This is a genomic window from [Clostridium] clostridioforme AGR2157, assembly GCF_000424325.1.
Classification (GTDB): domain Bacteria; phylum Bacillota; class Clostridia; order Lachnospirales; family Lachnospiraceae; genus Enterocloster; species Enterocloster clostridioformis_A.
Map to the genome: position 1 here is coordinate 17,967 of NZ_AUJR01000021.1, position 14,110 is coordinate 32,076.

The window sequence follows — 14,110 nt, forward strand, 5'->3', positions numbered from 1 at the left end:
CCTGTTTACTTTCTTCCGGGCAGCCTGTCCATTGCCAGGCCCCTGATATACCGGAACACTTCCAGCCCCAAAACCCAGGATGCCAGCATATACACAACCGCGCCAAAGAGAATCTGCATTCCCAGGCCCAGCCATCCCACGGGAACATATCTTCCCGCAGCCATGACAGCCGCGGCCATGAGGATTGAGACTGCCACTGACGGAATGATATCCTTCCACTGCTCCAATATGCTGTAGTTAAGCAGGCGTTTATTGGGCCATGCGTTGATGAAGGTGCACAGGAAATCCGCGGCCGCCTTAAGTGCCACCAGCACCAGAGGATTATAGCGTATGCCCGCCACCAGCACCGCCAGGCCCACCATCTTTTTCACAATTTCCAATTTAAGGAATATATCGCTGCGCCCCATTGCATTCAGCGCCTGAAGGTTGGCAATGTGAATGGGCCAGAAAGAATAGGCAATGCACATGATTTGCAGAAACGGAACACAGGGCAGCCATTTTTCTCCCAGCAGCAGCAGTACCATGGGCCGGGCCACGGCTATGAGACCTGCCATCATGGGCAGCACCAGATAGGAGCTGACGGTGATGGCCCTTCGCAGCATGGACTTTACACGCTCCGGCTCGTCCTGGCTGGCTGACAGCACAGGCAGCATAACGGACTGGATGGCGGCTCCCAGGTTGCTGACAATCAGCTTGGGAAACTGCTCTCCGCGGTTGTAGTTTCCCAGCATGGATTCATTGTAAATTCTTCCTATCACCAATCCGTATATATTGTTATAAACCGTATCCAGAAGGGAGGCGCACAGCAGCTTCCATCCAAAGGCGAACATGGTCTTAATCCGCAGAATACTGAACAAAAGACGGGGTTTCCAGCTGATGCTCATAAACAGAATCAGCATGTAGAAAAAGTAGTATGCAATCTGCTGCCATACCAGGGCCCATACCCCCAGTCCCCTGTAGGCCAGGAAAATGCTGATTGCACCCGATATCATGGATGCCGCAAAGGAGGATATGAACAGGCCCTTAAACTCCATATTCCTGGACACATAGGCATTCTGTATGGAGATTACCCCTCCCGGAAACAGGACCACGGCCAGCACCCGCACCAGGGCCGTCATCTCCTGGTTATTATAAAAGTATGCGATGCCGGGCGCTGACAGATACAATACCAGGTAGATGACTGCGGATACAGCCATGTTAAAGAAGAAAACCGAAGAAAAATCCGTGTCATCCACCTTCCGCTTCTGAATCAATGCGGTGCTGAAGCCATTTTGCACCAGTACATTGGCAATGGTGACAAATATGAGAATCACGCCTACCACACCGTATTCTTCCGGCGAGAGCAGACGCGCCAGTATGATGGAAACCAGGAACTGGACGCCCTGGGCGCCTCCATTTTCCATTAACTTCCAAAACAGGCCGTTTAAGACCTTTGCCGTTGTCTGTTTTTCATTCAATGCCTGTTTTCCTTCCTTTCTTCATGGAACCGCGGACAGACCGATGCCTCAAGGTACACCCTGAAACAGGCTTTTGGTCAGTCCCCAATGAACAGCATCTGCCCCAGTGTACGCACAAGGGTGTTCTTGGTAAAGCCGTACTTCACCATAAGTCCCATTTTTCCAAGCCGGCCGCAGCGCGGCAGTCTTATGAAAGCCTCCAGCGTTTCCTGCTGTTCCCGGTTCAGACAGCTGCGAAACATATGGTAAAAGCAGTCCGCCTGACCAAACATCTTCCTGTAATTCTCCCTGGCGCTGCTTCCGTCCTTTACCCGGGCCCTGACAGACTCCAGGTTGTCTCCCTTCTCAGCTCCCAGGGTGTTGCCGCCATGCTGCCTGTAATAGTACAGGGGCCGGTCCACCCATCCTATCTCTCCAAAGCAGGACGCGATAAGGGCCAGCCATGCATCGTGCATAAGACAGACCCCGGGAATTTCCTTTAGATAAGGCAGCATACTGCGGCTGAGCATTACGGCGCCTCCGGTCACATTGTTCTGTACCAGAAGCTGGGGCAGGCGGGTGCGTTCCGGGGAAATTTTCTGATATCGGAAGAAGCTGTCCGCTATGGGCCGCAGCTCCTCATCCGTCACCGTCAGGTCTGAATGCACCAAAAGGGGCAGCTTGCTATGGCCTGGTTCCCCTTCCATCTCTTTCATCTTATCTGACAGCATCCGCGCCTTTTGAGGCAGCCAGACATCGTCCTGGTCGCTCAGCATAAAATAATCCGCACTGGCCAGTCGCCCCAGACGCGCCATCTGGTTTTCCGTCACCTCATACTCTGACAGCAGGCTCCCAGGCCCGGGCAGCGCCTCCGTATCATGGTCTGCATCCGGATTATGGTCTGCATCCGCCATCAGCTTAAGGAGCTTCAGGAAATGGGCAGCCGCTCCCCCGGAAGGCTTTCTCCGGAAAAGCACCAGTACCCTGTCCCGGTGTCTTTCCTCATATTCCTTCAGCAATTCCCCGGAGCCGTCCGCGGAACAGTCATCCGACACCAGGATATGGATGTCCTTCTCATCCTGTGCCAGTATGGAATCCAGCTGCTGCTTTATATATCTGCTTCCGTTATAAGAAGCCACCAGTACCGTAATCATTTTGAACGTTTCTTCCTTCCATTCATCCATGGCAGCCGTGTCTCAATCAGCCGCACCACGCCCGGCTCCACCGCCAGCACCAGGGCAAGAAGCAGGATATCCCAGGGCGTACTGCCTAAAACTCCCGGATACATCATTCTGCCTGCCGCCATCTTAAAAAATGCAATGACAGGAACCAGATGGGTACACATGACGGTCAGGGAATGTGTTCCGTAATATGTAAAGAAGGGCACAAGAACCCGGCTGAAAACCGGCCATTCTTTCCAGCTGCCGCCGCAGGCGGACACCCTCTCCCCAAACATCAGGATGGTGACAGAGGAAAACCAGGCTGTCAGAATCCAGGACACCGGATTTTCCATGGTCAGGAAATTAAAGTCGCACCCCGGAATCAAAACCGTAAGGGCGATGCCGGAACACATGAGCAGAAACGCAGCCGCCAAACCGGCCCGGCCCTTTAAGTACATGGACGCCTTCTGCCACGCATCACAGGCAAACACTCCCCCCAGGGCCAGCAGGAAGCCCACCAGACCCTTGATATACACCATGATCGGCAGATGTATGACGCGCCACAGAGTGGTATCCTGCCTGGAACCGTTAATATAGAGGATGAGAAACACGCTGGCCGCTCCGGCCAGACAGGCTGCAATCCCCATTTTCCTGCGGCTGCCGTATATCATGTTAAACAGCAGCTCCGCTATGAACATGCTGGGCAGAAACCACAGTGTCTCTAACCCCACCAGTGTGCCTGTATAATAGATGTCGGACATGAGTACCAGGAAGGTATACTGCTGAGGCCACACCAGGAATATCCGCGAGAAAATAAACAGCACGCTGTAGCACACATATGGAATTCCCAGGGATATAAGCCTTTTTCCTGCCATCTCCCGGCTGGATATGCCTGTCCTTCCCTTCCCGTAACGGAGCGCATACCGCCACCCTGTATAGACATAAAAAACAGCCAGCATAAAGAAGCCGTACCAGTCAGAGAGTATGCCAAGGCTGGTTTCCACCAGACAATGGCTGGCTACCACTCCCAGCATTCCCATGCCCTTTGCCACATCCAGATAGACCTGGCGGTCCTGTGTCTTAGTCATCTGCCGTATATCCTTCCTGTCCTTTATCCTGTCTTATCCGAAAATCTCCTCTGCCTTTTTCATGGCAGACTCGATTACCTTGTCCATATCGTAGTACTTATATTCTCCCAGACGGCCGCCAAACAATACATGGGATTCGGCCCCTGCCAGTTCCTCATACTTCTGGTACAGCTCCTGGTTTTTCTGGTCATTTACCGGATAGTAGGGTTCCATGCCCTCCTGCCAGTTCACCGGATACTCCCTGGTAACCACTGTCTTTGGCTGTGTGCCGAACTCAAAATGCTTGTGCTCGATTACCCTGGTATAGGGCGTCTCCCGGTCTGTATAATTCACCACCGCCACTCCCTGGTGGTTCTCCTGGTCCAGCACCTGGGACTCAAAGCGCAGGCTGCGGTACTCCAGCTTGCCGAACCGGCAGCCGTAGAAAGCGTCAATGGTGCCCGTGTATACCACGGTCTCCCCCAGGCTGTCATAGTGTTCCCTGTGTTCCAGGTAATCCACTGAAGTCTCTATATCACAGCCCTCAAACAGCTTCTCCACTATGACATTATATCCCCCTATGGGAATCCCCTGATAGGGGTCATTGAAATAATTGTTGTCATAGATATACCGCACAGGTATGCGTTTGATGATAAAGGCCGGAAGCTCCTTGCAATCCCTGCCCCACTGCTTTTCCGTATACCCTTTTATCAATTTTTCGTACAATTCCCTTCCCACCAGACGGATGGCTTGTTCCTCCAGGTTCTTTGGCTCACCTGTAATCTCCGCCCTCTGCTTCTCGATGATGGCCTTGGCCTCATCCGGTGTGGATATGCCCCACATGCGGCTGAAGGTATTCATATTAAAGGGCATGTTGTACATCTGGCCCTTATAATTAGCCACCGGGCTGTTGGTGTAGCGGTTGAACTCCGCCAGGGAATTCACGAATTCCCACACCTTCCTGTTGCCCGTATGGAAGATATGGGCGCCGTACTTGTGCACATGAATGCCCTCCACGTCCTCGCAGTACACGTTTCCGCCTATGTGGTTCCTCTTCTCCACCACCAGACAGCGCTTTTTGTTCTTTCTGGCGTACCAGGCAAACACACCTGCATACAGACCGCTTCCCACCAATATATAATCGTATTTTTTCATATCCGGATATGCTCCTTTGCTTCTCGCTCTCTTTGCTTTCACAATTGTACTATGTTTCACCGGAAATGTAAATGGATTATGTCCCCTGCCGTCCCCGTAAAGCCCGGGACAGACAGGGGAGCGTGGATGGCATAAACGCACATAAAAACACGAAACTGAAGACAATGGCATCCCTCTATCCTAGATTCTTTCGTACCATGCCCGGTAGCACTCCTCCGGCGCCGGCGCTGTGTCCAGCCCCAGAAGTTCCAGCATGACACTGTCCGCATGCATGACAGGCTCCCTGTCCTGGCGGAGTATGATTTCCCACAGTCCCGTGCGGGTGCTGCGCAGAATGTCTGTCTTTCCTTTATCCGTAAAGTAATCCTGCATAGAGGCCTTTCCTTTCCCAGGCCAGAATTTTCTTCCGCCCTCAGCGCGTCCCATTTCGCCGCTTTGCCTCTATTATACACAAAATCACCCTGCCGTGACAAGTAAATAACAAAACCCTGCCTCTGCAATAACACACCTCAGCCTCTGTCTCTTATCTCACCTCGTCTTCATGTATACCCTGCATTCATAAGGCTTCAGCCGTTCCAGTGCCTGTCCGCACTCCTCCCCGGTGTAGTTGCCAATCAGCAGCCTGCAGCCGTCAAGCTCCAGTCTTTCTCCCAAATCAGCCTCAGAAGCCTTCATGTTGGCCAAAACCACAAGCTCCTGCCCCCGGTATGTGCGCCTGTACGCCAGCACCTGAGGATGTTCCCTGTATATGAATTCAATCTCCCCTTCTGATATGACTTTATATTCTTTCCTCAGGGCAATCAGCCTTTTGTAATAATTCAATATAGAGCCGGAATCACCTGCCTCTGCCTGCGCGTTGATATAAGAATGGTTCTCCGGTATGCCAATCCACGGCTCCCCCTGTGAAAATCCGGCGTACCGGCTGCCGTCCCACTGCATGGGCGTACGGCCGTTATCCCTGGAACGGGCAGCCAGCACCTTTAAGGCTTCCTCCCCGGTGATTCCCTGCTCTGTCAGGATACGGTAATAGTTAATGCTTTCAACGTCCCGGTACCGGGAAATATCCTCGTAATAAGGATTGGTCATGCCCAGCTCCTCCCCCTGGTACACATAGGGCGTCCCGCGGAACATGTGGATGACCGTTGCCAGCATTTTAGCGGATTCCTTCCAGTATTGTCCGTCATCCCCAAACCGTGATATGGCTCTGGGCTGGTCGTGGTTGCACCAGAACACGGCATTCCAGCCATTTTCCCGCTCCATCCCCTCCTGCCACTCCATGAACAGCTGTTTAAGCCGGAGCAGGTCAGGCTCCATCAGTTTCCACTTGTCCCCGTCCCTGTAATCCACCTTCAGGTGATGGAAGTTAAAGCACATGGACAACTCACGGTCTTCCGGCCTGCTGTAACGGATGCAGTTATCCAGGGTGGTGGAGGACATTTCTCCCACGGTCACCATGTCCTCTATGCCCGTATCCCGCACCAGCTCCTGGAGATACTCATGTACCCTGGGCCCGTCGGTATAGAAGCGGCGGCCATCCCCTTTGTCATCATCCTCAAATACATCTGGTTTGGATATCAGGTTCACCACGTCGAACCGAAATCCCTTCACGCCCCTGTGTATCCGCCTTGGACGGATCATTTAACACAAAGCGCATCCTGGTTACACAGTGGGATACGGCCGCAATATTCTCCCTGCCGCCCACATACTCCAACAGTTTCTTCGAATCCCCTGTAAACTTTCCCACGTTCAATACCTCCTGTCAATCTGACCACGAAACCTCATCTTGTTTAAACAAGTTTCTTAATTTGAATTATATCTTGTTTAAACAAGTTTGTCAATATTGATTTTTATTTTTTCCGGTGTTTTTTCACATTTCGCATCCAAAAAGCACCGGACGAACATCTGCCTGAAGCTTTCTGTTCTCCGGTGCCTTGATTTACCTATTTTGTCCGATGGGCCAGATCGTAAAATACGAACCGGTCCGGTCTGTGCCTGGACTGGGTGAACTCAAACATGACTCCCTCCTTATTATAGGTCATGCTGCTCACCACTGCCATACAGTTATAATCCTTTAAATCCAGATACTTTTCATCAATCTGGTTGACGCGCTCCACGGTCATCTTTCTCTTGGTGGTCACAATGCTTTCGCCCAGGTCATTTTCCATATATTCATAAATGGAACGCTCCGCAATCTCCGGCGTCAGGTCCCGCACCACATCCTTTAGGAAATAGTTATGGTCAATGATTAAGGCTTCCCCCTCAATGTAGCGCACACGCTGTATATAATAAATCTGGGCCCCCACAGGGAATGTGGTCCGCCTGCGTATGGTCTCATCCACAGTCAGCTCCGCGAAACAGACCACCTTGGTGGTATAATTTTTCCTGTTCCTGGCCACTGCCTCCTTCAGGCTCTCTATGCCTCCCAGTATGAACTCCGACTGCTGCTGTCCGGGCTGGTAAATGATTCTCACTCCCTTACCGTGGATGCTCTGCACATATCCTTCCGACGCCAGCTGCCCGATGGCCCGGCGGATGGTATTCCTTGAACAGCCGAACTCCTTCACCAGGGTATTTTCCGAGGGCAGCAGCTCCTGAAAAGCGTAGGTCCCATCCTCCATCTTTTCCCTGAGCGCCGTATAAATCTCATTATATTTTGTCTTAGCCATATAAACCTCATGCATCTCTTTATTTTAATACGTTTACAGCACAAATCCCTGCGCAAACCAAAACGGTTTTGTCCGTTCCAAACCCGGGCGCCCCGGAATTATCCGAGAGGAATTCCTATGACACACAGCCGTATGAAAAACAGCACCATTAAATGCAGCGGGTAAAACCAATAGAAGGCGTACTTCCATCGGGCCTGTCCTTTTCTCCCGTTGTAAAAAAGCAGGGGCACCGCCGAAAGAATCCCCGTCCCATGATACTTGTCCCAGGACCCCAGAAAAGACAGGATACTGCCGGACATCACCTGGACAGGGCGTTTATCCCTCAGGAGATAAAACAATGAAATAATAAGAATCCCGTCCATATCGTAATCCGCCTTCAAAAAGACAGCCGCCAGGCATCCGCCCCCAACGGCGGCGGCCATCCCAATGACACGGTACGGCTCCGTTAAACCCTCGCTCTGTTTCAGGCCCCGGAGCACCAGCAGTCCGATTGCCAGCTCAACGTACACATTGCAGCCTCCACCTGCCCACGTATTCCACACAGCCAGGCGGAAGGGAATTTCCGAGATAAGTGCAAACGCAGCCATCCTGAGCCAGTATCTGCGCCAGTCCCTGGTGTGAAGAAATCCCTCCACCAGCAAAAAGCAGTAGATTGGAAATGCAATCCGTCCCACGGACCTGAGCACCTGGCACAGCCAATAAAGGGTGTCCCCCCATTGGGATGTCATGATCAAGGCGACCCGTTCCAGGTTACCCCGGTAGTACACAATCCGCTCCAGCAGCACAGCACCTATGTGGTCCGCAAGCATGGTGGTCATGGCAATATATTTCAGGGCGGTACTGCTTAATCCTCCCTGTGTTTCCGGTTTCTTTCTGCTGGACGGCATGCCTCAATTCCTTCCTTACATCTAATCTATCTATTTATCTTATCACCGGGTCATTGGTTTGCAAAGTGTTTTCTTAATACATTCTTTATGAAGTCACCAGCCTTTTCCCCTTGTATTTATTTCCACATGATATATAATGCTCTATAAGACTTCTGTTAAAAAGACGTTAACAAATGGAGGAATTTATGAAGAAAAAGACACAATTATTATTGAACCTGGCGCTGACCGCCATCTTTTTCATTTTGATTATTTTCCAGGGGCCCAATTTAAATCCCCTGTATCCGGATGGGGCATTTTCCTGGTGCTTCATCATCAGCTGCTATGTGGTGCTGAACTTTTTCGTGGCCCTGGGCAGTGTCCGGGTAGGCGCCAACGAATATGGCCGCCCGCAGATCAGCATTGACAAAAGTGTTAAGGGTTATAAAAGGGGATTCGTCCTTCTCGCCATCCTTTGGGTGCTGTATTTCGGCGTTTCCATCCTGTCCATGCCCCTTTTCAATTACAAGGCGTACAGGGACCAGTTAGGCGTCCCGGCCGTGTCAGAATTTACGGATACCGTACAGCCCCTGGCCCTGGACCAGCTTCCCATCGTGGACAAGAGTCTGGCAAGAGAGCTGGCAGATAAGAAGGTAGGAGAAAATCCCGGCCTGGGAAGCCAGGTCATCCTGGGTACCCCTGTCATCCAGAAGGTAAACGGCAAGCTGGTGTGGGTGGTCCCCCTGGAGCATTCCGGTTTCTTCAAATGGCTCAAAAACATGGACGGCTCCGCCGGTTATATCGTAGTGTCAGCCAGTGATGTCAGTGACGTAACCCTGGTAACAGACCATAAAATCAAATACCAGGCCAATGCTTACCTGTTAGATGACTTAAACCGCCATGTGCGCTTCTTTGGCGGCGGCCTCTTTAAAGGTCTTACGGACTATTCCTTTGAGCTGGATGATGACGGCGTTCCTTACTGGGTCATTACCTCCTATAAAAACCGCTGGCTCTTTAACCTGCCGGAGGCCGACGGAGTACTGACGGTCAATGCCACCACTGGAGAGACCACCCATTATACCATCGCCACACTGCCGGATTGGGTGGACCGCGTGCAGCCTGAGAATTTTGTGATGCAGCAGATACAGAACCAGGGTGTTTATGTGCACGGCATTTTCAACTTCTCCAACCAGGACAAATTCCGCCCCAGCCAGGGTGATATCATCATTTATAACGGCTCCCGCTGCTACCTGTTCACAGGCCTTACCAGCGTGGGCTCCGATGAATCAGCCATCGGCTTCATACTGGTGGACATGGTGACCAAGGAATCCAATATCTACCAGATGAGCGGCGCAACCGAGATGGCGGCCCAGAGCTCTGCGGAAGGAAAGGTTCAGCAGTTTGGCTACAGGGCATCCTTCCCAATGATTATCAATCTGGACGGACAGCCCACCTACTTCATGACCTTAAAGGATAATGCCGGCCTGATTAAACAGTACGCCTTTGTGTCCGTCTCCAACTATACCAATGTGGGAACCGGCGAGACCATTGACAGCGCCCTGCGCAATTTCCGCCAGGTGCGCGGAAACGCCGGAGTGAACATCACCACAGGCCAGACCCTTTCCAAGGAGGAAGGCACGGTCCTGCGCATTGCCAGCGAAACCATAGACAATACCGTAACCTATAAGCTGATACTGGAGGAAAAACAGGACCATATCTTCACCGTGTCCTATGACCTGAGCAGCGAGCTGGCCCTGACCCAGCCAGGAGACAAAGTGGCCCTGGAGTATATGGATGACCCGTCCGGAATCTGCTCCGTGTCTTCCTTCGACAACCTGGAATTTGACCAGTCCGGCCAGTAATATGGTGCCCTGCGTCAGGGTGCCACCGACGTCATGATGACCGGCACTATGGTTCCATCCAGAACCTACTTCTGAGCCGCCCTGACGCCGCCTCCCCGGTACTCTCACAAACAGGACCGGCCCCAAAAAGGCCGGTCCCGCAATCCTTCAATCACTTTAATTACATCGCATCAAATATAACACCCCAAATATCAACTGCCAATTAATAGAACAGTCTGTTCACCGCACTGAATATACCGCGGATGGAGGCCCTTGTGATGTTGGAGCTGATACCCACGCCGTAAGTGGCCTTGCCTGTCACCTGGTCTACCAGATGGATGTAGGAAGCAGCCTCTGCACCGGAACCGGATGCCAATGCGTGCTCGCTGTAGTCCAGAACCTTAATCTGGATTCCAAGCGCATCCTCCATACCCCTCTGTACAGCATCAATAGGTCCGTTTCCAACGCCCTCAAATGTCTTCTCAATGCCGTGGTCTGAGTAGGTTACCTTAGCCAGTGTTGCAAACTCGCCGTCTCCTGTCTCCGTATCGGTTATGCGGCACTTTCTGAAGTGCATGGGTTCCTTGCGCTCCAGATAATTCTTCTTAAATTCATCCATGATCTGCTCAGGCGCAACCTCACCCTGCTGCTCGGAAATCTTCTGGATGACATCTGCGAATTCCTTGTGCATACCCTTTGGCAGCTTGAAGCCATAGAAGGTGTCCATGACAAAGGCTACGCCGCCCTTGCCGGACTGGCTGTTGATACGCACGATGGGCTCATACTCCCTGCCGATATCGCTGGGATCGATGGGGAGATATGGAACCTCCCAGTACTGTCCGTTCCTCTCGTGAAGAGCCTGCATGCCCTTGTTGATGGCATCCTGATGGGAACCGGAAAACGCGGTGAACACCAGCTTGCCTGCATAGGGATGTCTGGGCGGAATATCCATCTTGGTGCAGCGCTCACAGACCTCTGCAATCTCACGGATATTCTCAATGTTAAGTTCAGGGTTGATTCCCTGTGAGAACATATTATATGCAACTGTCAGTATGTCCACATTACCGGTGCGCTCCCCGTTGCCGAAAAGAGTACCTTCCACCCTGTCAGCTCCTGCAAGAAGGGCCAGTTCTGTGGAAGCCACACCCTCGCCCCTGTCATTATGGGGATGGATGCTTAAGATAATGCTTTCCCTGTCCTTAAAGTGTGTATTCATCCATTCAATTTGGTCCGCATACACATTGGGTGTAGTCATCTCCACCGTGGACGGAAGATTGATGATAATGGGATTCTCCTTGGTGGCGCCCCAGGTCTCCTGTACCGCTGTACAGATATCAAGGGCAAAATCCAGCTCTGTGCCGGTAAAGCTCTCAGGCGAATACTCCAGACGAATCTGGGTATCACAGTCAGCCATATACCGCTGGACCATCTTGGTTCCTATAACAGCTATATCCTTTATATCTTCCCTGTCCTTATGGAACACCACATCTCTCTGTAAGGTGGACGTGGAATTATAGATATGTACAATGGCCTTCTTAACGCCTTCAAGGGCCTCAAAGGTCCTCTTAATCAGATGCTCACGGCACTGCACCAGCACCTGGACCTCCACGTCGTCCGGGATGAGCTTGCGCTCCACCAGGGTGCGTAAGAAATCATACTCAATCTGGGATGCGGCAGGAAATCCGACCTCAATCTCCTTAAAGCCCAGCTTCACAAGAAGGTTGAACATCTCCACCTTCTCCTCCACCACCATTGGCTCCACAAGGGCCTGGTTGCCGTCCCTCAAGTCCACGCTGCACCATACAGGAGCCTTCATAATCTCCTTATTCGGCCATGTGCGCTCCGGAAAATCCACCACAGGGACCCTTTTATATCTTTGATAATTTAACATAATTCATTCCTCCATTCTGTTCATCTGATTTCAGGCGCCTGGAAACGCCTGGTTCCGTCCATATTCCATTCTCACTTCATACGGTGTCCTGTCCTTTAATCACTGCGTTTTAATCTTCATTTCTGTCGTCAGCCCTTTCCGGGCAGTCGCTCGATGACACCGTAATGACGGATGATGAACAGCACGACGCTTACTGGTTCAGCCCCATTTCACATCATTCCTTTACTCTGAAAATCGCTGGCTGTAAGGACACATGCCCCTGTCAGGGCCGCGCGGTAAATGCAGAAATCCCGGAGCACGGCGCTCCGGGATTTCTGTTGTCCTCTTCGCAACGTTATCTAATTATAGCACATTTCAAAATAACTGACAATAAGGAGCCGCCTGTTGACTATTCTCAATAGTTATGGCTTTTATTCCTCTGTTTCATAAAATGTACTCCAAGCCTCCCGTTTTAATTTCCAGGGAATCTTTCACAAATCCTTACATCCGGTCCTAAATACAGTGCCCCCGGTCCTTCATAACCTGGATTACCTGGTCCACATATGTTTCGCAGGTCTCAATACCAGGCGCCTCCACCATGACGCGGACCACCGGCTCGGTTCCTGACTGGCGCAGCAGGATTCTTCCGTCGCTGCCCAGGCTCTGGGTCACCCTGGCAACCTCAGCCTGCACTGCCTCGTCGTCCTGGGCTGCCTTTTTATCCTTTACCCGCACATTCTTAAGTACCTGAGGATAAATCTCCACCTCAGAGGCCAGCTTATCAAGAGGCTGCTTTTTCTCCAGTACCACTTCCATCACCTTTAAGGAGGTGAGGATGCCGTCTCCCGTGGTGGCATGTTTGCTGAATATGATATGACCGGACTGCTCTCCGCCCAGACAGTGGCCTGTTGCAGCCATGTTCTCATACACATATTTATCTCCCACGGCTGTCTTCACATAAGCAATGCCTTCCCGGTCAAATGCCTTATATAATCCGAAATTGGACATGATGGTGGTAACCACCGTATTATTGAACAGGCTTCCCTGCTCCTTCATATATTTGCCGCAGATGTACATGATGCTGTCCCCATCCACCACACGGCCGTTCTTATCAACTGCAATACACCGGTCCGCATCGCCGTCATAGGCAAACCCGATGTCACATTTCTCATCCACCACAAACTTCTGGAGATGTTCAATATGGGTGGAGCCGCAGTCCGTATTGATGTTCAGTCCGTTGGGTTCATTGTTCATCACATGTGTCTCCGCTCCCAGGGCGTCAAATACGTTTTTGGCAATGGCGGACGCGCTTCCGTTGGAACAGTCCAGGGCCACCTTCATGCTCTTGAATGAACGGGTGGCTATGGATATGAGATATCCGATATAGCGGTTCCTGCCAGCTGCAAAGTCCACGGTCCGGCCAATATGTTCTCTCTTTGCCAGTGGAATCTCTCCCACCTCCCCATCCAGGTATTTCTCAATCTCCAGGATGACGGACTCTTCTAACTTTTCGCCTCTCTCGTTGATGACCTTGATGCCGTTGTCATAAAATGGGTTGTGGCTGGCAGATATCATGATTCCGCAGTTAAAGCCCTCGGTGCGCACTACATAGGATACGCTGGGGGTGGTGGTAACATGGAGCAGATATACATCCGCGCCTGAGGCTGTCAGCCCCGCCACCAGGGAATATTCAAACATGTAGCTGCTGCGCCTGGTATCCTTTCCGATAACCACCCTGCAGCGCTCATCCGGCGCCTTCTGTCCATAGTACCAGCCCAGGAAACGGCCTACCTTGTAGGCGTGCTCCACTGTCAGGTCCACATTGGCCTCGCCGCGGAAGCCGTCTGTCCCAAAATATTTTCCCATTGTTATTAATTCCTCCCTGTCTTGTTATTTAGGCCCGCATTCCATCTCTGTCCGCACTCTGTGTCCATGGCGGTTCAGGATGACGCAGCAGCTGCGCCGCTGCTAAATGGTCTGCTGTCAATCCAAACTGCCCCCGTTACATGCCTTTGCTATAGCCGGGCCGCCCCCGCCTTAAGCCAGCCCTGG

10 protein-coding genes and 2 pseudogenes are annotated in these 14,110 nt (G+C 51.8%); 1 reads left to right on the top strand and 11 read right to left on the bottom strand.

Annotated elements, in window-relative coordinates; translation table 11 throughout:
* Positions 1-5: 5 nt before the first annotated feature.
* The 9 genes and pseudogenes from G614_RS0110605 to G614_RS0110640 all read right to left on the bottom strand — a co-directional run bounded on the left by G614_RS0110605 (position 6) and on the right by G614_RS0110640 (position 8,371).
* Positions 6-1,457: a lipopolysaccharide biosynthesis protein gene (locus G614_RS0110605; protein ID WP_022201561.1), complete on the bottom strand. Its 1,452-nt coding sequence runs from the start codon at positions 1,455-1,457 to the stop codon at positions 6-8.
* 77 nt (positions 1,458-1,534) lie between these two features.
* Entirely contained in the window at positions 1,535-2,590 is a 1,056-nt protein-coding gene (locus G614_RS0110610) for a glycosyltransferase family 2 protein (protein ID WP_027641913.1), read from the bottom strand.
* A complete protein-coding gene (locus G614_RS0110615; RefSeq protein ID WP_027641914.1) occupies positions 2,587-3,684 on the bottom strand; it encodes an acyltransferase family protein in 1,098 nt (365 codons plus the stop codon). The genes G614_RS0110610 and G614_RS0110615 overlap by 4 nt, the downstream gene beginning before the upstream one ends.
* A 33-nt stretch (positions 3,685-3,717) precedes the next feature.
* Positions 3,718-4,818, bottom strand: a complete 1,101-nt coding sequence (glf, locus tag G614_RS0110620) for a UDP-galactopyranose mutase (RefSeq protein WP_027641915.1) — start codon at positions 4,816-4,818, stop codon at positions 3,718-3,720.
* Between the two features lie 180 nt (positions 4,819-4,998).
* Positions 4,999-5,190, bottom strand: coding sequence for a hypothetical protein (locus G614_RS0110625; RefSeq protein WP_242828057.1), 192 nt, complete (start codon positions 5,188-5,190; stop codon positions 4,999-5,001).
* A 156-nt stretch (positions 5,191-5,346) separates the two neighbouring features.
* A pseudogene (locus G614_RS27255) lies at positions 5,347-6,432 on the bottom strand (alpha-amylase family glycosyl hydrolase); the annotation flags it as partial.
* A pseudogene (locus tag G614_RS29885) lies at positions 6,401-6,562 on the bottom strand (PTS transporter subunit EIIB); the annotation flags it as partial. The pseudogenes G614_RS29885 and G614_RS27255, both read right to left, overlap by 32 nt.
* Before the next feature lie 196 nt (positions 6,563-6,758).
* Positions 6,759-7,484, bottom strand: a complete 726-nt coding sequence (treR, locus tag G614_RS0110635) for a trehalose operon repressor (protein ID WP_027641917.1) — start codon at positions 7,482-7,484, stop codon at positions 6,759-6,761.
* Between the two features lie 98 nt (positions 7,485-7,582).
* On the bottom strand, positions 7,583-8,371 hold the full coding sequence (locus tag G614_RS0110640) for a TraX family protein (RefSeq protein ID WP_027641918.1): 789 nt from the start codon (positions 8,369-8,371) through the stop codon (positions 7,583-7,585).
* A 185-nt stretch (positions 8,372-8,556) separates the two neighbouring features.
* Between G614_RS0110640 and G614_RS0110645 the strand changes: the two genes are divergently transcribed.
* On the top strand, positions 8,557-10,209 hold the full coding sequence (locus G614_RS0110645) for a hypothetical protein (protein ID WP_027641919.1): 1,653 nt from the start codon (positions 8,557-8,559) through the stop codon (positions 10,207-10,209).
* Between the two features lie 202 nt (positions 10,210-10,411).
* Here the strand turns inward: G614_RS0110645 and leuA are convergent, their stop codons facing one another.
* Complete coding sequence (gene leuA, locus G614_RS0110650) at positions 10,412-12,079, bottom strand: 2-isopropylmalate synthase (RefSeq protein ID WP_027641920.1); 1,668 nt, start codon at positions 12,077-12,079, stop codon at positions 10,412-10,414.
* 492 nt (positions 12,080-12,571) lie between these two features.
* Positions 12,572-13,924 carry a phosphoglucosamine mutase gene (gene glmM, locus G614_RS0110655; RefSeq protein WP_027641921.1) on the bottom strand — a complete coding sequence of 451 codons (1,353 nt, stop codon included), beginning with the start codon at positions 13,922-13,924 and terminating at the stop codon, positions 12,572-12,574.
* Positions 13,925-14,110 lie beyond the last annotated feature (186 nt).